Annotated in this window: 22 protein-coding genes and 1 riboswitch; of the genes, 13 read left to right on the top strand and 9 right to left on the bottom strand. The window is 68.8% G+C overall.

What is annotated here, in order from left to right:
- Positions 1–31: 31 nt before the first annotated feature.
- Together rsgA and ACIBG5_RS04675 are read right to left on the bottom strand one after the other, a co-directional pair.
- On the bottom strand, positions 32–1,099 hold the full coding sequence (rsgA, locus tag ACIBG5_RS04680) for a ribosome small subunit-dependent GTPase A (protein ID WP_396390117.1): 1,068 nt from the start codon (positions 1,097–1,099) through the stop codon (positions 32–34).
- 147 nt (positions 1,100–1,246) lie between these two features.
- Positions 1,247–2,557, bottom strand: coding sequence for a YhjD/YihY/BrkB family envelope integrity protein (locus ACIBG5_RS04675; RefSeq protein ID WP_396390115.1), 1,311 nt, complete (start codon positions 2,555–2,557; stop codon positions 1,247–1,249).
- A gap of 18 nt (positions 2,558–2,575) precedes the next feature.
- Here ACIBG5_RS04675 and ACIBG5_RS04670 point away from each other — a divergent pair, with 18 nt between their 5' ends.
- Together ACIBG5_RS04670 and ACIBG5_RS04665 are read left to right on the top strand one after the other, a co-directional pair.
- Positions 2,576–4,201: an acyl-CoA dehydrogenase family protein gene (locus ACIBG5_RS04670; RefSeq protein ID WP_396390113.1), complete on the top strand. Its 1,626-nt coding sequence runs from the start codon at positions 2,576–2,578 to the stop codon at positions 4,199–4,201.
- Positions 4,202–4,227: 26 nt separating this feature from the next.
- A riboswitch (ZMP/ZTP riboswitch) is annotated at positions 4,228–4,309 on the top strand.
- Positions 4,310–4,337: 28 nt separating this feature from the next.
- Positions 4,338–5,786 carry a glycine hydroxymethyltransferase gene (locus ACIBG5_RS04665; protein WP_396390111.1) on the top strand — a complete coding sequence of 483 codons (1,449 nt, stop codon included), beginning with the start codon at positions 4,338–4,340 and terminating at the stop codon, positions 5,784–5,786.
- A 53-nt stretch (positions 5,787–5,839) separates the two neighbouring features.
- Here the strand turns inward: ACIBG5_RS04665 and ACIBG5_RS04660 are convergent, their stop codons facing one another.
- A complete protein-coding gene (locus ACIBG5_RS04660; RefSeq protein WP_396390110.1) occupies positions 5,840–7,393 on the bottom strand; it encodes an MFS transporter in 1,554 nt (517 codons plus the stop codon).
- A 63-nt stretch (positions 7,394–7,456) separates the two neighbouring features.
- Here ACIBG5_RS04660 and ACIBG5_RS04655 point away from each other — a divergent pair, with 63 nt between their 5' ends.
- From ACIBG5_RS04655 to ACIBG5_RS04645, 3 genes are read left to right on the top strand one after another with little or no spacing between them, the layout of a single operon-like run.
- Complete coding sequence (locus ACIBG5_RS04655) at positions 7,457–7,927, top strand: GbsR/MarR family transcriptional regulator (RefSeq protein WP_396390109.1); 471 nt, start codon at positions 7,457–7,459, stop codon at positions 7,925–7,927.
- 60 nt (positions 7,928–7,987) lie between these two features.
- A complete protein-coding gene (locus ACIBG5_RS04650) occupies positions 7,988–8,581 on the top strand; it encodes an RNA polymerase sigma factor (protein ID WP_396390107.1) in 594 nt (197 codons plus the stop codon).
- Positions 8,578–9,615, top strand: coding sequence for a CU044_5270 family protein (locus tag ACIBG5_RS04645; protein ID WP_396390105.1), 1,038 nt, complete (start codon positions 8,578–8,580; stop codon positions 9,613–9,615). Before ACIBG5_RS04650 ends, ACIBG5_RS04645 begins: the two co-directional genes overlap by 4 nt.
- 70 nt (positions 9,616–9,685) lie before the next feature.
- Here the strand turns inward: ACIBG5_RS04645 and ACIBG5_RS04640 are convergent, their stop codons facing one another.
- The 3 genes from ACIBG5_RS04640 to ACIBG5_RS04630 all read right to left on the bottom strand — a co-directional run bounded on the left by ACIBG5_RS04640 (position 9,686) and on the right by ACIBG5_RS04630 (position 13,428).
- Complete coding sequence (locus tag ACIBG5_RS04640; protein ID WP_396390103.1) at positions 9,686–11,545, bottom strand: glycoside hydrolase family 9 protein; 1,860 nt, start codon at positions 11,543–11,545, stop codon at positions 9,686–9,688.
- Positions 11,546–11,647: 102 nt separating this feature from the next.
- Entirely contained in the window at positions 11,648–12,862 is a 1,215-nt protein-coding gene (locus ACIBG5_RS04635; RefSeq protein ID WP_396390101.1) for an MFS transporter, read from the bottom strand.
- Positions 12,859–13,428 carry a helix-turn-helix domain-containing protein gene (locus ACIBG5_RS04630; protein WP_360439166.1) on the bottom strand — a complete coding sequence of 190 codons (570 nt, stop codon included), beginning with the start codon at positions 13,426–13,428 and terminating at the stop codon, positions 12,859–12,861. Before ACIBG5_RS04630 ends, ACIBG5_RS04635 begins: the two co-directional genes overlap by 4 nt.
- Before the next feature lie 409 nt (positions 13,429–13,837).
- Here ACIBG5_RS04630 and ACIBG5_RS04625 point away from each other — a divergent pair, with 409 nt between their 5' ends.
- Genes ACIBG5_RS04625 through ACIBG5_RS04600 form a run of 6 tightly spaced genes read left to right on the top strand, consistent with a single transcriptional unit; the run spans position 13,838 to position 19,376 of the window.
- The gene (locus tag ACIBG5_RS04625) at positions 13,838–15,523 is read left to right on the top strand and encodes a nitrite/sulfite reductase (RefSeq protein ID WP_396390098.1); all 1,686 of its coding nucleotides are present in this window, start codon (positions 13,838–13,840) and stop codon (positions 15,521–15,523) included.
- Positions 15,520–15,669, top strand: coding sequence for a hypothetical protein (locus ACIBG5_RS04620; RefSeq protein WP_360439171.1), 150 nt, complete (start codon positions 15,520–15,522; stop codon positions 15,667–15,669). Before ACIBG5_RS04625 ends, ACIBG5_RS04620 begins: the two co-directional genes overlap by 4 nt.
- Positions 15,666–16,352 (top strand): phosphoadenylyl-sulfate reductase, encoded by a 687-nt coding sequence (locus ACIBG5_RS04615; RefSeq protein WP_360439174.1) that lies wholly within the window; start codon positions 15,666–15,668, stop codon positions 16,350–16,352. Before ACIBG5_RS04620 ends, ACIBG5_RS04615 begins: the two co-directional genes overlap by 4 nt.
- Positions 16,353–16,390: 38 nt before the next feature.
- Positions 16,391–17,296, top strand: coding sequence for a sulfate adenylyltransferase subunit CysD (cysD, locus tag ACIBG5_RS04610; protein WP_393384783.1), 906 nt, complete (start codon positions 16,391–16,393; stop codon positions 17,294–17,296).
- Positions 17,296–18,582 (top strand): sulfate adenylyltransferase subunit 1, encoded by a 1,287-nt coding sequence (locus ACIBG5_RS04605; protein ID WP_396390095.1) that lies wholly within the window; start codon positions 17,296–17,298, stop codon positions 18,580–18,582. The genes cysD and ACIBG5_RS04605 overlap by 1 nt, the downstream gene beginning before the upstream one ends.
- Positions 18,579–19,376 carry a sirohydrochlorin chelatase gene (locus tag ACIBG5_RS04600; RefSeq protein ID WP_396390093.1) on the top strand — a complete coding sequence of 266 codons (798 nt, stop codon included), beginning with the start codon at positions 18,579–18,581 and terminating at the stop codon, positions 19,374–19,376. The genes ACIBG5_RS04605 and ACIBG5_RS04600 overlap by 4 nt, the downstream gene beginning before the upstream one ends.
- A 116-nt stretch (positions 19,377–19,492) precedes the next feature.
- On the opposite strand, the gene ACIBG5_RS04595 is transcribed toward ACIBG5_RS04600, so the two are convergent.
- Positions 19,493–19,873 (bottom strand): VOC family protein, encoded by a 381-nt coding sequence (locus ACIBG5_RS04595; RefSeq protein ID WP_360439183.1) that lies wholly within the window; start codon positions 19,871–19,873, stop codon positions 19,493–19,495.
- Between the two features lie 53 nt (positions 19,874–19,926).
- On the opposite strand from ACIBG5_RS04595, the gene ACIBG5_RS04590 reads away from it, so the two are divergent.
- Positions 19,927–20,154 (top strand): ribbon-helix-helix protein, CopG family, encoded by a 228-nt coding sequence (locus ACIBG5_RS04590; RefSeq protein ID WP_396390091.1) that lies wholly within the window; start codon positions 19,927–19,929, stop codon positions 20,152–20,154.
- Positions 20,154–21,245: a Clp protease N-terminal domain-containing protein gene (locus ACIBG5_RS04585; RefSeq protein WP_396390089.1), complete on the top strand. Its 1,092-nt coding sequence runs from the start codon at positions 20,154–20,156 to the stop codon at positions 21,243–21,245. Before ACIBG5_RS04590 ends, ACIBG5_RS04585 begins: the two co-directional genes overlap by 1 nt.
- Positions 21,246–21,264: 19 nt before the next feature.
- Here ACIBG5_RS04585 and ACIBG5_RS04580 read toward each other — a convergent pair whose 3' ends face one another.
- Both ACIBG5_RS04580 and zapE read right to left on the bottom strand, forming a co-directional pair.
- On the bottom strand, positions 21,265–22,143 hold the full coding sequence (locus ACIBG5_RS04580) for a polyphosphate kinase 2 family protein (protein ID WP_396390088.1): 879 nt from the start codon (positions 22,141–22,143) through the stop codon (positions 21,265–21,267).
- 155 nt (positions 22,144–22,298) lie between these two features.
- Positions 22,299–23,309, bottom strand: a complete 1,011-nt coding sequence (zapE, locus tag ACIBG5_RS04575; protein WP_396390087.1) for a cell division protein ZapE — start codon at positions 23,307–23,309, stop codon at positions 22,299–22,301.
- Positions 23,310–23,312: the final 3 nt, after the last annotated feature.

Here is a 23,312-nt window from a genome sequence, read left to right as displayed (position 1 = left end):
GCTCCCGATCCTTTCACCGGGAGCACGCAACCTATTGGCGTGGGTTCACGTCGCGGCGGTAGGCCTTGGACTGGCGGGCCCATTGTTTCTTGGCTTCGGCGCGGAGGCGGAGGTTGTTGCGGCGGGCCATGAAGGCGGCCTCGCGCTGCAGTTTGGTCCAGCTCTCGAAGCGGCGGATCGGCAGCGTGCCGTCCTCCAGCGCGGCCCGCACAGCGCACCCGGGCTCAGTGGCATGGGCGCAGTCCTTGAACTTGCACTGCTCAGCCAGCGCCGTGATGTCCGGGAACGCCGCGGCCAAACCCTCACCGGACTCCTGCAGACCGATCCCCCGCAGCCCAGGCGTGTCGATCACAACGCCGCCATTCGGCAGCACGATCAGCTCACGCCGGACCGAGGTGTGCCGGCCCTTCCCGTCCTCACGGATGTCCTGCACGTCCAGCAGCTCCACACCGGCCAGCGCGTTCACCAGCGACGACTTCCCCGCACCACTCGACCCGAGCAGCGCCACAGTCGCGTCACCATCCAGCAGCGTCCGTACCGACTCCAGGCCCTGACCAGTCGTCGCACTACACACCAGTACGTCGGCACCCGGCGCAGCACGCGCCACATCCTCAGCGAGGGCGTCGGCATCGCCGACAAGGTCCGACTTGGTCAGTACGACGACCGGCCGCGCACCGCTCTCCCACGCCAGCGCGAGGAAGCGCTCGATCCGGACGATGTTCGGCTCCGGTACCAGGCCGACGACGATCGCGATCACGTCGACGTTGGCCGCGAGCACCTGGCCTCTGGACGAACCACCGACCTCCGCGCGCACGATCGCCGTACGCCGTGGAGCCAGGGACTCGACCGTGATCCGGTCGTCCGGCCAGTACCGCAGTACGGCCCAATCCCCTGTACATGGGCCGGCCTGGGGGTCACTGGCCACCGCGGCAAGGAGCGCACTGGACCACGTCGCGCGGACCGGGCCGTCCTCGGTGAGTACCGTCGCCAGGCCCTTGTCGACCCGGGAGACGCGTCCCGGCACGAGCTCGGCCGGGACAGAGCTCAGGTAGTCGGCCGTGGAACTGTCGAGTCCCAGGGCCTGGAGTGTGGCTGACATCGGCGAACCTTTCGGAGGGTCCGGCCGCGAGGTCAGCTCAGCGGACGGACGGGGTGGGAGACATCGGCCCGGTGGGCCTGATCCAAGCTCATGGCGGGGGCCTCCCTTCCAAGTCCTGCGGTCCTGGTCCAGGACCGGCTGATGGCGTCAGCGTAGGTCGTCGGTGTCAGTTTGCGCACCGGGTTTTCCGACCGGCTCGGGCTTGCGCTGGGGCGCCGGCCCGGAGGCCGGTTCGGGCTTGCGCTGCGGCGCCGGCGCGGGGGCCGGCTCGGCGACCTCGGTCTTCGGTCCCGGCTCGGCCGCCGGAGCCTTCGGTGGCCGGTCCGTCCGCGGCCGGTCCGTAGGTGGCCGGTCCGTAGGCGGCCGCTCTGACGACGGGGCCTTGGGCGGCTGGTCCGCCGCCGGTACGCCGAGGCCCTCGACCTTCCGCGCGACCTCGATCTCCGGCCGCTCCTGCTCGACCGGGGTCAGCGGGTTGTCGTGATGCGGCTCCGACTCCGCCTTCATCACCGGCTCGACCTCGTCCACGGTCTCCTTCGCCGTCTCCGTCACGCGGACCTTGTGCGGCCAGAGCCGGTCGACGACCGCGTTCAGCGCCGCGCCGATCAGCACCGCGATGGCGGTCATGTAGAGCCACATCAGTACGGCGATCGGTGCCGCCAGCGGACCGTAGATCGACGTACCGCCGACCGTGCTCTGCAGGATCCAGCGCAGGACGAAGCTGCCCAGGATCCAGATCGAGAGCGCCAGGAACGACCCGGGCAGATCGGAGACCCAAGGCGTCCGCACCGGCACCGACAGGTGGTACAGGGTGTTCAAGAAGCCCGCGGACAGGATCGTGACGACGGGCCAGTACAGCTGGTTCAGGAAATCGAGGCGGTGCGGCAGCAGAGCCTGTACGGCGTCCGGTCCGGCCAGCACCAGCGGGAGGACGATCACGCCGATCACGAGGGCGGCGCAGTACAGCGAGAACGACAGCGCCCGGGTCCGGACGATGCCGCGCTTGCCACCCATCCCGTACATGATCGTGATGGTGTCGACGAACACGTTCAGCGCGCGGCTGCCGGACCACAGCGCGAGCACGAAACCGATCGAGATGACGTCCGGCCGGCCGCCGTTCAGGACCTGGTCCAGGGTCGGCACGATCACACCCTGGACGGAGTCGGCGGTCAGCGCCCGGGCGGCCAGTTCGACGATCTGCGCCTTGATGTCGTCGATCGTCTCGACCTCGAAGTACTTGCCGGCGATGTAACCGAGACTTCCGGCCAGCCCGAAAATCAGCGGCGGCAGCGAGAGGATCGCGAAGAACGCCCCCTCCGCCGCGAGACCGGTGACCCGGTAGCGCAGACAGACACCGATGGTCTGGGTGAGCAGCTTCCAGGTCGTCGCGGGGATTTTGCGGACCCATGCCAATGAGAGGGAGCTCCCACCCGCGGGTCTTGCCCCTGAACGTGCCATACCGCTTACCGTACTGACATGGCGGACCCATTCGCGGTAACGAATCAGGCTCCCCCACTCCAGGGGGTGAACTTCTTCACCCGGGACACGGCCCTCGGTGACGCTCTGCGTCCGTACGCCGACCTCGCGGACGATCCCGGGCTGACCCGGATCGGCGAGCTCGCGGGCTCCGAAGAGGCCCTCGCTCAGGCACTCCCCGCGAACCAGAACGTACCGGTCCTGCGCACGCACGACAGGTACGGGAACCGGATCGACGAGGTCGAGTTCCACCCGTCCTGGCACTGGCTGATGGAGCGCGCCGTCGGCTTCGGGCTGCAGGCCGCGCCGTGGACGAGCGACCGGCCCTCCCCGCACCTGACCCGCGCGGCCGGCTTCTACGTCTGGTCCCAGGTCGAGCCCGGCCACGGCTGCCCGATCTCGATGACGTACGCCGCCGTCCCCGCCCTCAGGGCGGACGAACGGCTCGCCAAGGAGTGGGTCCCGCAGCTGGCTTCGCGCCAGTACGACGTACGCCGGTTGCCTGCGGCCACCAAGAGCGGCGTCCTCGCGGGGATGGGGATGACCGAGAAGCAGGGCGGCTCGGACGTCCGGGCGAACCTGACCACCGCGACGCCGGCCGGTGACGACGGTGAATACCAGCTGAACGGGCACAAGTGGTTCTGCTCGGCGCCACAGGTCGACGTCTTCCTGGTACTGGCGCAGGCGCCGGACGGACTGAGCTGCTTCGTCGTCCCGCGCGTGCTTGCCGACGGCAACCGGAACGCGTTTGCCCTGCAGCGGCTGAAGGACAAGCTCGGGAACCGGTCGAACGCGTCCAGCGAGGTCGAGTTCCACGGCACGGTCGGCTACCGCCTCGGCGACGAGGGCGCCGGGGTCCGCACGATCATCGAGATGGTGGCCGCGACCCGGCTGGACTGCGTCCTCGGCTCGGCCGCTCTCCAACGGCGCGCGCTGGTCGAGGCGCTCTGGCACACCCGCCATCGTTCGGCGTTCGGTGATCTGCTCGCCGACAAGCCCGCGATGCAGAACGTGCTGGCCGACCTGGCGCTCGAGAGTGAGGCTGCGACAGCGCTCGCGATGCGGCTTGCGGCGGCGGTTGATGCGTCGACCAACGGCAACGAGCAGGAGGCCGCGTTCCGGCGGATCGGGCTGCCGCTGGCGAAGTTCTGGGTGAGTAAGCGGACGCCGTTCATGGCCGCCGAGGCCCTGGAGTGTCTCGGCGGGAACGGGTTCGTCGAGGAGTCCGGGATGCCTCTGCTGTTCCGGGAGTCCCCGCTGAACTCGATCTGGGAAGGGTCGGGGAACGTGAACGCACTCGACGTACTGCGAGCCCTCAGACGGCCCGAGTCGCTCGAGGCTTGGCTGCTGGAGGTCGGCGCGGCGCGGGGTGCGGACGAACGCCTGGACACCGCGGTCAACGACGTACTGCAAGCGCTTGCTGACGTCGAGGGCGCCGAGGCGGGCGCCCGCCGGTTGGCGGCGCGGATGGCGCTCTGCCTTCAGGCGTCCCTGCTCGTCCGGCACTCCACACCCGCGGTCGCGGACGCCTTCGTCGCGTCCCGACTGGCGAACGACTGGGGCGGCGTCTTCGGCACCCTCCCGCGGACCACGCCGTTCGGCCTGATCACCGACCGCAGCCTCTGACTCTGAGCCGCGGCAGCACGATAGGGTGGCCGCGTCGCGACTGGCGCGCTGAGGTGGAGAACCACCGGGGAGCGAAGACTGTCGGCACCGTGCGCCTGGGTGCCCACGACCCACTGCAACCGCAGGAGAGACAACGATGACTCAACCCTTCGACGCCGCCGCCGCGTCGGCCGCGTACAACAACGCGCTCCAGGTGATCGCCGCGGTGGAACCCACCGTCGCCGGCGCGATCAAGGCCGAACTGGCCGACCAGCGTTCCTCGCTGAAGCTGATCGCGAGCGAGAACTACGCCTCCCCCGCCACCTTGCTGACGATGGGCAACTGGCTCTCGGACAAGTACGCCGAGGGCACCATCGGGCACCGTTTCTACGCGGGCTGCCAGAACATCGACACCGTCGAGCAGGCCGCGGCCGACCACGCCACGGCGCTGTTCAACGCCCCGCATGCCTACGTCCAGCCGCACTCCGGCATCGACGCGAACCTGGTCGCCTTCTGGGCGATCCTGGCCCAGCGGATCGAGTCCCCGGCGCTGGCCGAGGCGGGCGCGAAGCACGTCAACGACCTGTCCGAGGAGGACTGGTCCAAGCTCCGCCGGGCGTTCGGTGACCAGAAGATGCTCGGTATGTCGCTGGACGCCGGCGGTCACCTGACCCACGGCTTCCGGCCGAACATCTCCGGCAAGATGTTCCACCAGAGCTCCTACGGCACCGATCCGGAGACCGGGCTGCTCGACTACGACGAGGTCGCCCGCAAGGCGCGGGAGTTCAAGCCGCTGATCCTGATCGCCGGCTACTCGGCGTACCCGCGGAAGGTGAACTTCGCGACGATGCGCGAGATCGCCGACGAGGTCGGCGCGACGCTGATGGTCGACATGGCGCACTTCGCCGGCCTGGTCGCGGGCAAGGTCTTCACCGACGACTTCGACCCGATCCCGCATGCGCACGTCACCACGACGACCACGCACAAGTCGCTGCGCGGCCCGCGCGGCGGCATGGTGCTGTGCCAGCCGGAGTACGCCGACGCCGTCGACCGCGGCTGCCCGATGGTTCTGGGTGGTCCGCTCGGCCAGACGATGGCGGCGAAGGCGGTCGCGCTGGCGGAGGCCCGGCAGCCGTCGTTCCAGGAGTACGCGCAGGCCGTCGCAGACAACGCGGTCGTGCTCGCGGAGGGCCTGATGAAGCGTGGCGTCAAGCTCGTCACCGATGGCACCGAGAACCACCTGGCTCTGCTCGACGTCTCGTCGTACGGGATCACCGGGCGGCAGGCCGAGTCGGCGCTGCTCGACGCGGGGATCGTGACGAATCGGAACGCCGTACCGCGCGACCCGAACGGCGCCTGGTACACCTCAGGCGTCCGGATCGGTACGCCGGCACTGACCACGCGCGGCTTCGGGGCCGACGAGTTCGACCGGGTCGCCGAGTTGATGGTCGACGTGCTGTCTTCGACGACGCCGACGACAACGGCCGCCGGTGCACCGTCCAAGGCGAAGTACGTGCTGGCCGACGGCGTTGCCGACAAGGTCAAGGCCGCCTCGGCCGAGATGCTCGACAAGCACCCGCTGTACCCGGGCCTCGAGCTCAACTGACGTCATCGCGCGGCGCCTGCTCTCCCCTCGGGAGCAGGCGCCGCGCTGCTCTGTCAGGCGTCCTGCTTGATCCCCATCAGCGCCTCCTGCGAGGCCTTGGTGGCCTGCTTCGGCATCAGTACGGCGGCCAGTACGGCGCCCACGACCGCGATGCCGGCCGAGACCCACATGGTCGTGTTGAGGCTGGTCATGAACGCGTCGCGTACGTCGCCGAGCAGGTCCGCAGACCCGACCTTGGTCGCGACTGAGAGCCCGCCACCCAGCCCCTTCTCGACCGCGTCAGCCGCCTGTGCCGGCAGTCCGGTCGTGTCCACGTTGTGCCGGTAGACCGAGTTCAGCACCGTGCCGAGGACAGCTACACCGACGGTGCCGCCAACCTGCCGGAACGCCTGCAGTAGAGCGGATCCGGTGCCGGCCCGCTCCGGGTCGAGCACACCCAGCGCCGCGTTCATTGCCTGCGGCATCGAACAGCCGAGGCCGAACCCGACCACCACGAACCAGATCGCGGTGTAGCCGTAGCCGGTGCCGAGATCGGTGAAGGCTCCGAGCAGGAACCCGGCGGCCATCACCAGGAACCCGGCCATCACCACCAGCCGGGTGCCGACCTTCGCCTCAACCGGCTCGGCCAGCTTCGCCCCGACCGTCATTCCACCGATGAACGGCAGCAGCTTGAGACCGGTGTGCAGCGCGTCGGACCCGTTGATGCCCTGGAAGTACTGCGGCATCGTGAAGAGCAACCCGAAGATCGCGAACACCGAGACGGTGAGCAGCACCGCCCCACCGGTGAACACCTTCTCGCCGAACAGCCGCAGCTCGATCAGCGGGTCGGAGTTCCGCCGCTGCCAGAGCAGGAAGACAGCAAGGAGTACGACGGCCAGCGCCAGGAAGAGCACCGTGGTGCCGTCGGTCCACGAGGTCTCCCCCGCCTTGGTCACGCCGTACACGAGCGAGGCCAGGCCGGTGCTGGAGAGCAGGATGCCGAGCCAGTCGATCGCCGGCCGGCGCGAGCTGCGGGTCTCCGGGACCAGCAGGCTGACAGCGATCGCGGCGATCAGCGCGATCGGCACGTTCAGGTAGAAGATCCACTGCCAGCCGGCGTGGTCCAGCAGCAGGCCGCCGACGATCGGGCCGACCGGCATACCGATGCTGTTCGCCACGACGAAGAAGCCGATCGCCTTCTTGCGCTCGACCTCGGTGGGGAACAGCACGGTGATCAAGGACAGCGCGACCGGCACGATCATCGCGGCGCCGACGCCGAGGAACGCCCTGGCGCCGATCAGCTGGCCGGCCGAGTCGGACAGCGCACAGGCGAGCGACGCTGCGCCGAACAGTGTCAGCGCGATCGCGATGATCTTGCGGCGCCCGAAGCGGTCGCCGAGCAGTCCGGCCGGCAACAGCAGCGCGGCGAGAACCAGGTTGTAGCTGTTCGCCATCCACTGCAGCTGACTGGTCGACGCGTCGAGGTCGGCGGCCAGGGTCGGCAGCGCGACGTTCAGCACGGTCGTGTCGAGGCCGAGCACGAGCACGGCCAGGCAGAGTGCGAAGAGGACTCCGAAGCGGCGGGCGCCGGTGAGCGTCGGCCCTTCGGCAACGGAGGAGGTGGTCATGTCGAGCAAATTATCAGATATTTGTGATAGTTGCGATAGATCAAATTACTGTAGTCTTCAACCATGGCGCCCGAACCCACTCCCGAAGAGGTCAGCCAATTCGTCGAGCGCTTCGCCGGCATCCTGGCGAACAGTGGCGTCCCGACCATGTCGGCCCGGGTGATGGGACGGATGCTGGTCAGCCCGACCGGGACGATGACGGCCGCCGAGCTGGCCGAATCGCTGAAGATCAGCCAGCCCGCGGTGTCCGGCGCGGTCCGGCAGCTGATCCAGGTCTCCTTCATCACCCGCGAGCGGCAACCCGGCTCACGCAAGGACCACTACCGGATCCGCGACGACGTCTTCGCCGCCATCCTCGAACGGCGCAATCTCGCGCTGAGCGAATGGGAGTCCAGCAGCCGCTCCGGCGCGGAGCTGTTCGGCCCCGGCAACCCGGTCGGCCGCCGCCTCTCCGAAGCCGCCGACTTCTTCGCCTTCATCCACGCCGACATGGACCAGATGATCAAGAACTGGCGCGCCGAACATCCCCGCTGAACGCTCCTTTGATCGGCTGTAATCGTTTGTTGTGATCGGCAATAGACGGGTGTGGAACCGATGACCGAGCCCACCGGGGCCGATCTTGAGCAGCTGTATACGGAGCACTATCGCGCGATCCTGCGGTACGTCGTACGCCGGATCGGGGATGCCGACGAGGCGCACGATGTGACCGCGGACGTGTTCCTGACGGCGTTGAGGCGGCGGACGGATTTGCCGCAGGACCGGGCGTTGCCGTGGCTGTACCGGGTCGCGGCGAACGTGCTGGCCGATCGACGGCGCAGTCGGCAGCGGTCGACTGCCGCATATCAACGCGCCGGCAACGACCTCGTGACCAGGACCGGACCGGCCGCGGACGAGCGGCTTGAGTGGTCCGACCAGCTGGCCGGGACTTTGGCTGCTCTGCGGACACTGAGCGCGGCCGACCAAGAGGCGCTGATGCTGGCGGGCTGGGAGGAACTGCGTGGCGCCGATCTCGCGACGGCACTTGGTTGCTCGAGGGCGGCCGCGGCAGTTCGGCTGCACCGCGCGAGAGCTCGGTTGAAGACGGCGCAGGCGCAGTACGACGACCGCGCGCGGAGCACCCAGGGACGGTCGGTCGGTTCCACGGTCGTGCGAACAGCTGAGTCCAAGACGCAGGGAGAACGTTCATGAACACCAACGACCTCGACACACTGAAGCGCGTCGACCCGGCGTCCGGGATCCCAGATGGCCCGCTGACAGGTCGCGAACTGGCGGGACTGCAACGGATCGCGACCCGGCTGGCCGCGGAGGAGCATGTTGCTCCGGTCAACGGCGTACGGGCGGCCGACGTACCTGCCCGTCGTGGAAAGGTACGGCGGCGCGCGGTGCTGGTCGGCGTGGCCGGGGCCGTGGCGGTCGCGGCCGCGGGGGTGGTGGTCGTCGACCCGTTCGGGTCGGGTGGGGTCGCGATGGCGGCGACTCCGCCGTTGCTGGATGCCGAGCTCGCGCAGGGCCGGCCGGGCAAGGCGGCGTTGCTGGCGCTCGCGGCGACGGCGGCCGCCGACAAGACGCTGCCGGGCGACGCCGGGTCGCACACGGTGCGGATGCAGGCGTGGAACCTGTCGACGGCCGTCGACAGTAAGGAGCGGGTCACCTCGGCGATCATCCCGGAGGACGTGAGCCTGACGTGGAACAGCGATCTGTCCGGGCGCCTGGTGATCAGGACCGGGCAGCCGTACTCCCCGGATCCGACGTCTCACAAGGACCCGGTCGGCAAGCCCGGCAGGGTGAAAGGTGACCAGTCGTGGCCGCCGGGGAGATACCAGCCGATGTACCGCTATCCGCTGCCGAGCGACCCTGCACGGCTCTTGGCGGTGCTGAAGATCGGCCACGACATCGACGCCAACGGCCCCGGCCAGCTGGCCGGCGCAGTCACGGACCTGTACCGCGAGGCGACGCCGGCCCCAGCGGTACGCGCGGCGGTGCTCAAGATCCTCGCCGATCACAGCAACGCGGTATCGCTGGGCGCAATGACCGACCGGAGCGGCCGCAAGGGCCAGGCGTTCGCGGTCGACAGCAGCTACGGCGGCCTGCCGAACCGGCACGTCCTGATCTTCGACGCCAAGACCGGCCGCCTCTGGGCCGACGAAACAGTCCTGACAAAAACCGCCGGGCGTCTGAACGTCCGGATCCCCGCCGTGATCAGCTACAAGCTCTACCTGTAGGCGGGGCGGCTGGGTGCACCGGCGAGCGCGCGGGGAGAGGTGCGCGCGCGTCGCCGGTGCGGGGAGGGGACTACGTGGTCAGCGCGTAGACCGCGATGGCTGCGAAGTCGTCGGCTGGTTCGGAGGCTTGCCAGGAGCGGACGTCGTCGACGTACCGGGAACCATGACCAGTGAACTGAGCGTACTGATCGACACCGTCGGCCGGGCACGGGTTCATGCCGTCCAGGTGATCACCCAGACCTTCCTCGAACAGCTCCTCCGAGTTCGGCCCGTTCACGACCGCACCCGTGAGCTCGCGCCCGAGAATGTTCGCGATCTGGTGGTGCGGGCACCGCTCGGCGTTCTCCCCCACGCCGACCATGAACGACACACCCCACGCGTTGGCGCCGAAGTTCCAGTCGAGCTGCTGCGTACCGAAGTCGTCGTACCGCCGGTCTCCCGTCACCTGCCGATACAGATGCGCGGTAGCCGCCAGCCCGAAGGCATGCGGTACGGCGTCGAAGTTGTCGTACTGCGCCCCAGCGCGGAACGGATCCGCGGACGCCCGCCCCGCCCCGATCTCCAGCTGCGCACGCAGATCACCAGCCAGCTTCTTCACCAGCCCACGATCCGATCGGTTGGCCCGGATCAGGTCCGCATGCGCCAGTGCGCTCACGTCATACAGGTTGAGCGTGTCGCCGCCGGCCTCGTGCTCGATGTACTGCCCAGCCCAGTAGCCGGCCTGCTTCAACCACGCGTGTCCTCGTGGATCGCGGAGGCGCTGCGCGGCAAGCGCCAGCTCGGTGGCGCCCAACTCGAGGTCGTCCCGCCACGCCGACTCCGGGTAGAACGCGAACGGCAGCGACGTGACCAACTGCCCGACGTTCTTCGTCTGAGCCTGAGCGAAGATCTGCGCCGCAGTCTCGAGATGACGACGAGCCTTGACCGGATCCGTCCGCGCCTCGACCTGTGCAGCAAGAGCGAACGCGGCAGCAGTGCGGCCCGCAAGGTTCGGACTGATCGGCTGCCCTGGCGCCGCGGCCCGGAACACCGGCCGGTTGCGCAGGAACCGCTCGGACGGATCGGTCAGATGATCGTCGACCTCCGGCAGCCGCCAGATGTCGTGGTCGCCGATGAAGGTCTCCTCGACGTTGCCGGTGCCGGTTCCGACCTGGATGTAGAGCGTCTTCGTCCGCTCGTCCCACATCTTGTCCAGCCAGTCCAGACCGTGCCGCGCCTCGGCCAGCACCTGCTTGTCCGGCTTCCGCGCGTCCCTGGCCGATGCCCACAGCAACGACTCCGAGTACGCCGCGATGTGCGTGAACTTCAGGTAGTCGCCGGCGTCGTACCAACCGCCCTCGACGTCGACCGGCCCACCGATCCGCTGCAGTTCACCGACGGTCTGATCGGTGTCGGGATCGACGAACACCGGCCAGTCGTAGACCTGCGCGGCCCGGTCGTTCAGGTGCGCCGGCTGCCGGCCGAGTGAACCCGGTACGACGTTCGCGCCGTCACGCTGCTCGGTGAAGAACGTGACCGCCTTGTCCTTGGCACCGGTCAGCATCCGGTCGCTGTTCGCCCGGATGTCGAACGCCGCCGACGACGCGACCCCGGGCACCTCGACCCGGTAGGTCCCCGGCACCTTCAGCGCGGACAGGTCCAACTGGTACACGTGCTGGTACGTCGCATTCCACTCCCCCGCGTCTCCGCCGACGCGCCCGGTCAGCACGCGATGCCCGTGCCGGTCGACCACCTGGAACTTCTTCCCGGCCGCTGCGTCCCGCGTCATCACGTACGCCGCCTTGCCGTCCAAGGCGCCGTACCCGAGCTGACTCACCCGCACCACGCCGCCGGACGCGGCAGCGGACACCGGACTCACCGGCCCCACCACCAATCCCGCGGCCAATCCCGTGGCCATGACGATCGACCCCACCCGGCGCAGCGACCTCACGAGCGAATCCTCCCACCCGACCAGCAACGTCGACCCGACCAATAGGAAAGTTTCCTGTTGATTTGTCGGAAGGTAGCGCAGTCCCCCGCCGGAGTACAGAGTTCAGCGCCCGACTCGGACGACCGCCCAGACCATCAGCGCAGCGAAGGCCGAACCGATCACCACACACGCCACCGAGATCCCCGCCAGCGTGATGAACGCACCGAAGGCAACCATCGCGACCGGCATCAGGCCTTGGTCGGACAGATGCACGATGCTGAAGCTCCGGCCCAGGTACGACGCGTCGACCGACAACTGGAACACGGCCGACAACTGGGCGGACGCGATCCCGGCCGTACTGCCGATCATCACCATGGCCAGGAAGATGCCGGCCCGCGGCATCACACCGATCATCACGCAGCCGGCCGCCTGGAAGATCAGCGCGATCAGCCCGGTGCGGGCAAGGTTCGCCGGCTTCCAGCGCATCGCGACGATCGCACCGGCCGCGGCCGAGATCCCCGAGACGGCCTCGAACCAGCCGAGCGCGGTCGGTCCCCACCCGTCCAGATGCGTCCGCTGCACCAGACCGACCGCCAGCACCGGGCCGACGCAGAGGTTCAGCCCGGAGAACGCGATCACCAGCGTCCGCGCCTTGGCGTCGCGGCCGAGGTAGGCGAAGCCCTCCTTCAGGTCCGCGCGGATCGACGTACCGGTGGACGCGGGTTGTGGGAGCCGCGGCTTCACCAGGAACGCCAGGACAGCCGCGATCACCGCGAACGACACCGCGTCGACGAGCATCACTGTGACCAGGCCGCCGTGCGCGACCAGCACGCCACCGAGTGGGGCCCCGACGAAGATGGCGAGGCGGACCGCCAGCTGGTTACCGGCCATCAGCTTCACCTGGTCGTCCGGCTGCACCATCCGGCGCGGCAACGTCCCGGCGGCCGGCGTGTAGATCGCGTCGACCACGCCGAACGCCACCGCGATCGCGAGCAGCAACGCCAGGGACAACCCCCACATCGAAGCGACCAGTGCGCCCACGGTCAGGACGACGATCCGGCCCAGATTCGCCAGGACCATCACCCGGCGTCCGTCGATACGGTCGGCGAGCGCCCCGCCGAACAGCAGCACGAGCGCCTGCGGTAGGGCGCCGATACCCATCACGAGTCCGACGCCGGCCGGCGTCGTGATCTGCGCGGCACTCCAGGCCAGACCGACGTACCAGGCCATGTCGCCGACCTTCGAGACGGCGGCTGCGAAGATCCAGGCGTGCACCTGGGTGTCCCGGCGCAGCGGCGGGAACACGACGGCGGGAGCAGTGGGCGGAAGCTCGCTCATGGCCGGGCCGGCACCGCGTGAGCGAAGAAGAAGACCCGGTGGGCGTCCTCCCCCTCGGACGGTTCGTCGTAGTACTCGCGGACCAGAACCTCGATCCGCTCACTGAGCTCGTCCAGCCGCTCGGGCGTCAATGTGAGCCATCTCTCGGTCGCGTACGCCGCCCGCACCCAGGACTCGTCGAACTGGTACCTGATGTCGAACCATTGCCGCACCTTGCCGACGTGATGAGCGAGGTTCTGATCCTCGGCCGTGGCCGCGACCAACTCGCCGGCCGGGTCGCCCTGGGCATCCGCGATGGACCAGGAGTACGACGACGTGTCGCCGAGCCTCCACCACCGTTCCCGCCGGTTCTTGGCCAGCTCGGGGGCCTCGACGATCACCCCGGCCGCGCTCAGAACCTTGAGGTGATGGCTGATGTTGCCGACCAGTTCACCGGTGGCCTCGGCCAGCCGGGAGGCGGTCGCGGGGCCGTCCACATAGATGATGTCGAGCATCCGGCGGCGGAGCGGATGGTGGATCGCGGCGAGTACGGACGGTGTCACCGACCGTCGGTTGGCGGGTGTCATGGGCAGCACGATAGCTTCCACAAGAATTCTTGTGCAAGAGTTCTTGTGGAACAGATCCGGAGCCCGAAACAATCTCCATCAGACTGGTAGACATAGCCGTACCGTGAGACCGGCGCTCAGGATGTGGGATTATGGGTTGATTTGTCAGCCGCTGGAGCTGACTCTTGTGGACATGCTCGCTGCCCAGTCCACCCACCTCGTAGGTCGCATTCATGTCGACCTCGGGCGGATGCGCAGCGCCATCTGTTGTCCTTCGATGTTCTGACAGCGACCCCGCCGGGCCTGATGACGGCCCCTGATCACCCCCGATCACCGCTGGGTGCGCACCGCGCGGAACGCATCGAACCGACGACGCTTCGATCTCGCCGCCTGCGGACGCACCTGTCACGAGGACTAGGACACGTTCCCGATGACTGGCGTCACCTCAGCTCCCCGCAAACCGGCCCGCCCGCGCAAGGGCAAGGGCGAAGGACAGTGGGCCCTCGGCTACCGCGAGCCGCTGAACAAGAACGAGGAGAACAAGAAGAACGACGACGGCCTCAACGTCCGGGCCCGGATCGAGAACATCTACGCGCACACCGGCTTCGACTCGATCGACCCGGCCGACCTGCGCGGACGGTTCCGCTGGTGGGGGCTGTACACCCAGCGCAAGCCCGGGATCGACGGCGGCAAGACCGCGACGCTGGAGCCCGAGGAGCTGGACGACCGCTACTTCATGATGCGGGTCCGGGTCGAGGGCGGCCAGCTCAGCACCGAGCAGCTCAAGGCGATCGCGGAGGTCTCGACCGACTACGCGCGCGACTCCGCCGACATCACCGACCGGCAGAACATCCAGCTGCACTGGATCCGGATCGAGGACGTGCCGGCGATCTGGCAGAAGCTGGAGTCGGTCGGCCTCTACACCACCGAGGCCTGCGGCGACGTACCGCGCGTCGTCATCGCCAGCCCGGTCGCCGGGATCGCGGCCGACGAGATCATCGACCCGACGCCGGCCATCGACGAGATCGTCGACAAGTACATCGGCTCCTCGGAGTTCTCCAACCTGCCGCGCAAGTTCAAGACCGCGCTGACCGGTCACCCGTCGCACGACGTCGTACCTGAGGTCAACGACATCGCGTTCGTCGGGGTGGTCCACCCCGAACACGGGCCGGGCTTCGACCTGTGGGTCGGCGGTGGATTGTCGACGAACCCGATGCTCGCGCAGCGGCTCGGCGCCTGGATCCCGAGCGACGAGGTCGCCGAGGCCTGGTGGGGTGTCACCAGCATCTTCCGCGACTACGGCTACCGGCGGCTGCGCAACCGGGCCCGGCTGAAGTTCCTGGTCGCCGACTGGGGTGTGGAGAAGTTCCGCGAGGTGCTGGAGGAGAAGTACCTCAAGCGGAAGCTGATCGACGGGCCCGCGCCAGCGATCCCCGCCGTCCAGGGTGACCACGTCGGCGTTCACAAGCAGAACGACGGCAAGTACTTCGTCGGCGTCGCGCCGGTGGTCGGCAGGGTCTCCGGCACGTCGCTCGGCAAGGTGGCCGACGTGGTCGCGGCGCACGGGTCGAACCGGATCCGTACCACCGCCCAGCAGAAGCTGCTCGTACTCGACGTCGAGGAGTCGCAGGTCGACTCGCTGGTCGCCGCGCTGCACGCGCTCGGCTTCCAGGCCAACCCGTCGGCCTGGCGGCGGAACACGATGGCCTGCACCGGCATCGAGTTCTGCAAGCTCGCGATCGTCGAGACCAAGGCCCGCGCCGCCCAGCTGATCGACGAGCTGGAGGAGCGGATCCCGGAGCTCGACGTACCGATCACCGTGAACGTCAACGGCTGCCCGAACTCCTGCGCCCGGATCCAGGTCGCCGACATCGGCCTGAAGGGTCAGCTGGTCCGCGATGCCGAGGGCAACCAGGTCCCGGGCTACCAGGTCCACCTGGGCGGCGGCCTCGGACTGGACGCCGGTTTCGGCCGGAAGCTGCGCGGCCACAAGGTCACCTCGGCGGATCTGGCCGACTACGTCGAGCGGATCACGCAGAACTACCTGAAGGAGCGCAACGAAGGCGAGCGCTTCGCCCAGTGGGCCACCCGAGCGGACGAGGAGGCACTCCAATGAGTGAGCGCGCTGCACCGCTGTACTGCCCGTACTGCGGAGACGAGGACCTCCGGCCGGCGGAGGACGGGCACGGCACCTGGGAGTGCCGGCCGTGTGCACGGGTGTTCCAGCTGAAGATGATCGGACTGCGGGTGGCGGTGGAATGAGTACAGATCTGAAGACGCTCGCCGAGGAGGCGAACGAACGACTGGGCGACGCCACGGCGCTCGAGGTGCTGGCGTGGGCACGGGAGACCTTCGGTGACGAGCTGGTGGTGACCGCCTCCATGGCCGACGGTGCACTCCCCCACCTGGCGGCCGAGGCGGCTCCCGGTGTCGACGTACTGTTCCTCGACACCGGCTACCACTTCGCCGAGACGATCGGGACCCGGGACGCGGTCGCGGCGACGCTGCCGATCAACCTGATCAACGCGCTCCCGAAGCAGACCGTCGCGGAGCAGGACGCGGAGTACGGCGAGAAGCTGCACGACCGCAACCCCGACCAGTGCTGCGCGCTCCGCAAGGTCGAGCCGCTGAACCGGTACCTGTCCGGCTACAAGGCCTGGGTGACCGGCGTACGGCGGGAAGAGGCGCCGACGCGGGCCAACACCCAGATCGTCGAGTACGACGAGAAGCGCGACATGGTGAAGCTCAACCCGATCGCCCCGTGGACGCAGGAGGATCTGGACAGCTACATCAGCGACAACGGCGTACTGGTCAACCTCCTGCAGTACGACGGCTACCCGTCGATCGGCTGCGAACCGTGCACCCAGCGCGTCGCACCGGGCGAGGATCCTCGCAGCGGCCGCTGGGCCGGCCAGGGAAAGATCGAATGCGGGCTCCACACATGACCGCCATCATTGACGCCCCGGAGGCCATCCTGACCACCATGAGCGCCACTCAGACAGTCACCGAGCTGGATGCTCTGGAGAGCGAGTCCATTCACGTGTTCCGTGAGGTGGCGGCGGAGTTCGAGCGGCCGGTGATCCTGTTCTCCGGTGGCAAGGACTCGATCGTGATGCTGCACCTGGCCCGGAAGGCGTTCGCGCCGGCCGGTGTCCCGTTCGCACTGCTGCACGTCGACACCGGGCACAACTTCCCCGAGGTGCTCGCGTTCCGCGACGCCACGGTCGAGTCGCTCGGGCTGCGGCTCGAGGTGGCCAGCGTCGAGGACTACATCGCCGACGGCCGGCTGCGGGAACGCTCGGACGGGACCCGGAACCCGCTGCAGACGATTCCGTTGCTGGACGCAATCAACGGGCACCGGTTCGACGCGGTGTTCGGCGGCGGGCGGCGGGACGAGGAGCGGGCCCGGGCGAAGGAGCGGATCTTCAGCCTGCGCGACGAGTTCGGCCAGTGGGACCCGCGCAACCAGCGGCCCGAGCTGTGGTCGCTCTACAACGGCAAGCACCGCCCGGGTGAGCACGTCCGGGTGTTCCCGCTGTCCAACTGGACCGAGCTGGACGTCTGGAACTACATCGAGCGCGAGCAGATCCCGCTGCCCGACATCTACTACGCGCACCAGCGGGACGTGTTCGAGCGCGACGGCATGTTGCTTGCCGTCGGCCCCTACTCGCAGCCGCGCGAGGACGAGACGGTCGAACGCCGGGTGGTCCGCTACCGCACCGTCGGTGACATGTCCTGCACCGGCGCAGTCGCCAGTACGGCGACGTCCGCGGCCGAGGTCGTCGTCGAGGTCGCGGCCAGCGAGCTGACCGAGCGCGGCGCGACCCGTGCCGACGACCGCGTCAGCGAAGCCGCGATGGAAGACCGCAAGCGAGAGGGGTACTTCTGATGACCACGCTCCTCCGCCTGGCCACCGCCGGCTCGGTCGACGACGGCAAGTCCACGCTGGTCGGCCGCCTGCTGCACGACTGCAAGGCGATCCTGGCCGACCAGATCGCCCACGTCGAGTCCGTCTCCGCGGCCCGCGGCGGTGACTTCGACTTCGCACTGCTCACCGACGGCCTGCGGGCCGAACGCGAGCAGGGCATCACCATCGATGTCGCCTACCGGTACTTCGCGACCGAGAAGCGCAAGTTCATCCTGGCCGACTGCCCGGGCCACGTGCAGTACACCCGCAACACCGTGACCGGCGCGTCCACCGCGGATGTGGTGATCATCCTGGTCGACGCGCGGCACGGCGTACTCGAGCAGACCCGCCGGCACCTGGCCGTCGCCGGACTGCTCCGGGTGCCGCACGTCGTACTCGCGGTGAACAAGATCGACCTGGTCGGGTACGACGAAGCCGTGTTCACCGGGATCGCGAAGGACGTCGCGCAGCTCGCCGACCAGCTCGGGATCGCCGATGTCCAGGCCATCCCGGTGTCCGCGCTGGTCGGGGACAACGTGGTCGACCACTCGACCGAGACCAGCTGGTACGACGGGCCGACGCTGCTGGAGTACCTGGAGAACGCGAAGGGCCGGATCGACTCCTCCGACCAGCCGCTGCGCTTCCCGGTCCAGTACGTGATCCGGCCGCAGACCGACGACGAGTACCGCGACTACCGCGGTTACACCGGCACCGTTGCCTCCGGCACCGTTGCGGTCGGCGACCCGGTGATCGTGCTGCCCGCCGGTCGCCGTACGTCGATCGCCGGCATCGACCGGCCCGTGGTCACCGCCACCAGCACCGCGGTCGCCGAGCGGCCGTCGGCGGTTGCCGGTGAGGCCGTGACCGTCCGGCTGGCCGACGACATCGACGTCGCCCGCGGCTCGGTCATCGTGGCCGCCGAAGCCTCCCCCGGCACCCGCCGGGAGGTCGCCGCGACGGTGTGCTGGCTGTCCGACCGCCCGCTGACGGTGGGCGCCCGGGTGCTGATCAAGCACACCACCACGACCGCCCAGGCGATCGTCACCAAGATCAACGGGGCGCTGGACCTCGACTCGCTCGGCGTCATCGATGCCACCGAGCTGGGCCTCAACGACATCGGCAAGGTGCAGCTCAAGGCAGCCGCACCGCTGGCCGCCGATCCGTACTCCAGCAACGCCATCACCGGATCGTTCCTGCTGATCGACGCCCACGACGGGTGGACGCTCGCGGCCGGCATGATCGACGACGAAGAAGGGGAACTGCTGTGACTGCTCCAGCGCTCGTGATCCTCGCCCACGGCAGCCGCGATCCGCGTTCGGCCGCCACCGTCCACGGCCTCGTGAAGTGCCTGCGTGACCTGCGCGACGACCTGCGGATCGAAGCCTCCTTCCTCGACCACTGCCCGCCCACGCCGTACCAGGTCATCGGCAAGCTCGCCGCCGAGGGCGTGGAAGAGGTCGTCGTCCTGCCGCTGCTGCTGTCGTCGGCGTACCACGCCCGGGTGGACGTCCCGGCCGTCGTCGACGAGGCGCGCAGCCGGTTCCCGGACCTGCGGATCATCGCTTCCGACGTGCTCGGGTACGACGAGACGCTGCTCGACGTACTGGATCGCCGGATGCGCGCCGAGCTCAAGGACGGCCGGGTGCGGGAGCTGGACGCGCTCGTCCTGGCGTGCGCTGGGTCGAGCGACTCGCAGGCGAACGCGAGCGTGACGCGGCTGGCACGGTTGTGGGGTCAGCGGCACAAGCTGCCGGTCACCGCGGCCTTCACCGCTGCCGCCTCGCCGTCGCCGGCTGAGGCCGTGCTGCAGTGGCGGCTCGAGGGCCGCCGTCACGTGGCCGTCGGTTCGCTGTTCCTGGCGCCTGGCGTCCTGCCGGATCAAGCCGAGTCGACCGCTCGCCGTGCCGGTGCCGTCGCGGTGTCACGGCCGCTGGGTGTGAGTGCTGAGGTCGCCCGGCTCGTGCTGCTGCGCTACGGCGTGGCCGGCCTCGACCTGCTGACCCTGGCCCCGGTCGCGCGCCCGACAGTGATCAGCCGCCCGGAGCTCGTCCGCACCGCCTGATCAACCGCCGCGCTACGGATCTCAGCCGAAGCGCAGCGGATCGATGAAGGAGACGTCGGCGTACGGCGTCTCCTTCGTCATGAGTTGGCGACCAGTCGCCGAGTCATGCTCGGCGGTTACCGGCTCTGCACCAGCTGAATCGGATTTCCGTCGGGATCCGCGATCCACGCGATCCGCAGGCTGCTGAGCCAGTCGTGTGGCGCGGACAGCGACGCACAGCCGGCCGCGGTCAGGCGGGCGAACTCGCCGTCGGTGTCCTCGCACCAGAGCACGAGCTCGGCGGCCCGGCCGGTGAGATCCGGTGAGAGACCGTGGTCCTTGCGTGCGGAGGCGACATCGGCGATGCCGAGGTTGAAGCCTTCGAGGACCAGTTCGACGTGGATCGGATCGCCCTCGGGCGGATGCTGGAACCGTTGCGCGAAGCCGAGGCCGAGGTAGAAGTCGCGCAGCACCGGGAGCTGCTCGGAGTAGAACGTGATCTGAGGCGCCCTGAACATGCCCCCGATCCTTTCACGAGGCCCGGCGTAGATAGCGTGATATCTTGCTATCTATGACGAAGGATGCGACGAAGAACATCCTGCTGCGGCTGGATCCGGAGTTGGCGGAGCAGCTGCAGACGGTGGCCTCGGTCGAGGGCCGATCGGTGTCGGACGTCGCGCGCGAAGCGATCGCCGCACTGGTGGATCGCCGGCGAGAAGACAGCCGGTTCAGCCAGCTGCTGGAGGAGAACCTCGCCCGGCACGAGCAGTCGCTGCGCCGCCTCCGCGGAGACGACTGATGCGCTACCTCGGCGTGTACGACGTCCTGGCGGTGGCGGCCCGGGTGCTCCGGTGCAGCTCCGAGGACGCCGTACGCCGGACCGACCTGGACGCGGTCGAACGCGCACTGTCCGACGTACGCCGTACCAGCGGACTGGCCGAAGCGGCCGGTGTCCTGCTGTCCGGGCTGATCCGGTCCCGGGTGTTCAGCGGAACGAACCGGACGGTCACGGTCGCGGTGGTGCTGCAGTTCGTCACGCTCAACCAGGCCGACCTGCGGCTGGAGCCGGTGGACGAACTGGACAACCTGCTGGACCGGATCGTGGCCGACGAGACCAACCAGCACGAGGTCGCCGGCTTCATCCAGGACCGGCTGGAGCACCTCGGGATGACCGCCGCCGAACTGCACGAGCACCTCCGGCTCGATCTGCTGCTGGAGGACGAGGTCGCGGCACTGCACACCGACTGGCAGTGGAGAGGAGAAGGCATGTTCGAGCGGTTCAACGACGAGGCCCGGCGGGCCGTCGTGGTGGCGCAGGAGGAGGCGCGGAGCCTCGATCACAGCTTCATCGGGACGGAGCACCTCCTCCTCGGACTGATCGAGGAGGGGCAGGGCGGGGTGGCGAAAGTCCTGTCCGACAAGGGGATCGTGGCGCCGGCGGTGCGCGACCTGGTGGTGGAGATCATCGGACGTGGCGCGCACAAGGCATCGGGCGGACACATCCCGTTCACACCGCGGGCCAAGCGCGCGTTCGAGCAGGCGTACCACGAGTCGCGCCGGCTCGGCGCCGAGCAGCTCGGGCCCGAGCACATCCTGCTCGCCCTGCTCCACGATGGCGAAGGCGTCGCCGCCCAGGTCCTGACGAGACTCGGCGGCAAGCTCGACGACCTCCGCGCGCGGATCGAGCAGTGGATCGACCGCCGGCAGCGGACCGAGGCCGTGGTCACCGACATGCTCGCCGAGGACCCGTCGACCTGGACCACTTACGGCCGGCGGCACCACCTGGTCCACGAGCTGAACGCCGTACTCGACGAGAACGAACGCCTGCACGAGCAGGTCACGCGGCTACGCGACCTGCTCCGCAAGCACGACATCGACCCGGACAGCTGAGGCCCGCGGCTGAGGCCGGTCAGGTGGCGGCCAGGCGCTTCTTCTCGGCCGCCACGTCGTAGTCGGCCTCAGGCCACTGCGGGTCGAGCGCCTTCAGCGTCTCCAGCAGGATCGTCGTGACGGCCCAGTTGCGGTACCACTTGCGGTCGCTGGGGATCACGTACCACGGCGCCTCGGCGCTGTTACAGCGCTCCAGTGCCGCGTGGTAGGCCTCCATGTAATCAGGCCAGAGCTTGCGCTCGTCGACGTCGCCGGTGTTGTACTTCCAGTGCTTCGTCGGGTCGTCCAGCCGGGCCTGCAGCCGCTCCTTCTGCTCCTCCTCGGAGATGTGCAGGTAGCACTTCAGCAGCGTCACGCCGTTCGCGTCCAGCTCGGCCTCGAAGTCGTTGATCTGCTCGTAGCGCCGGTTCCACACAGCCGGAGTGACCAGGTTGCGAACCCTGGCGATCAGCACGTCCTCGTAGTGCGACCGGTCGAAGATGCCGATCAGGCCGGGGTCCGGCAGCGCCTGCTTGATCCGCCACAGAAACCCGCGGCGCTTCTCGGCAGGCGTCGGCGCCTTGAACGAGGTGATCTTCAGGCCCTGCGGATCCATCAGACCCGCGCCGTGCCGGATCACGCCGCCCTTGCCGGACGTGTCCATCCCTTGCAGCACCAACAGGATGCCGCGCTCGCCGCCCGTGCGCCCCTCGGCGAACAGCTTCTCCTGCCAGTCCGACACCTCGGCGCCGAGGCCCTCCAGCGCGAGCTTGCCGTCCTCCTTGGACCCGTCGAACCCGGTCGTCGCGCGCGTGTCGTACTTCGTCAGGTCGACCGGACCCGACGGCACTCGCAGTTGCGCGGCCAGTCCCCCAGCTTCCGCATTCTCAGCTTTCTGGCTCTTCTTCTCCTTCGCCATTCGCCCATCCTGCCTCATCCATCCCCGACTTCAGCGCCTTTTGGTACGACGCCACCGCACAAACTCGATCACCACGATCGCCACGAGACACATGGGGATGGCGATCAGGCGGCAGCGCGGACGAGCCACCGACCGGCGCTCATGCACTCAGAGAGTCATGCCCGGGACAGGGCGATCAATCGCGACACGGCGCGCAGGTACTTCTTCCGGTAGCCGCCCTTGAGCATCTCCACGGAGAACAGCTGGTCGAGCGGTACGCCGCCGGCGAGCAGCGGCAGGTCCCGGTCGTACATGCGGTCGGCCAGAACAACAAGCCGCAGTGCGACGTTCTCGTCGGTCAGTGGCCGGATGTCGGTGATCGCGACGGCCTCCACGCCGTCGAGCAGAGCGCCGTACTTGCTCGGATGCAGCTCTGCCAGGTGGCGGTGCAGGTCGACGAAGTGGTCGCACGACGCACCCGGCCGCTCGGCCGCGATCTTCTCGACCTGCTCGTCCGGCCGAGGCTCCGGCGCGACCGGCAGTCCGCGATGGCGGTAGTCCGGCCCGTCGATCCGCCGTACGTCGAAGTGGGCCGCCAGCGCCTGGATCTCGCGGAGGAAGTCGATCGCCTGGAACCGGCCCTCCCCCAGCTTGTCCGGCAACGTGTTCGAGGTCGCGGCCAGTTCGACTCCCGCGGCCACCAGTTGACCCAGGAGCCGCGAGATCAGCATCGTGTCGCCCGGGTCGTCCAGCTCGAACTCGTCGATACAGATCAGCCGGTACGACGACAAGGCCTCGACGGCGGCGCGGAGACCGAGAGCACCGACCAGGTTGGTGAGCTCGACGAACGTGCAGTACATCTTCGGCCCGGCCGCCTCGTGCCACAGCGACGCGAGCAGGTGCGTCTTGCCGACACCGAAGCCGCCGTCCAGGTAGATGCCCGGCTTGCCGGCTGGGGTGGTGCCACGTCCGCGGAAGCGCGACCAGAAACTCGGCGCTTGCGGCGGCTGGGCCAACTGCACCGCGCGTTCGCTGAGCACCCTCAACGCGTCGGCTTGCGAGGGCTCGTCCGGATCCGGCCGGTACGTCGCGAAGCGGACCTCGGCGAAGCGCGGTGGCGGCACACACTCGGACAGCAGCCGATCGGAACTGACCTCCGGCCACCGCTCACTCAGCCGGATCACCATGTC

This window comes from Kribbella sp. NPDC050241 (assembly GCF_044459685.1).
GTDB lineage: Bacteria > Actinomycetota > Actinomycetes > Propionibacteriales > Kribbellaceae > Kribbella.
The sequence above is the reverse complement of the archived record's forward strand: the minus strand, read 5'-3'. Positions and strand labels throughout refer to the sequence as shown.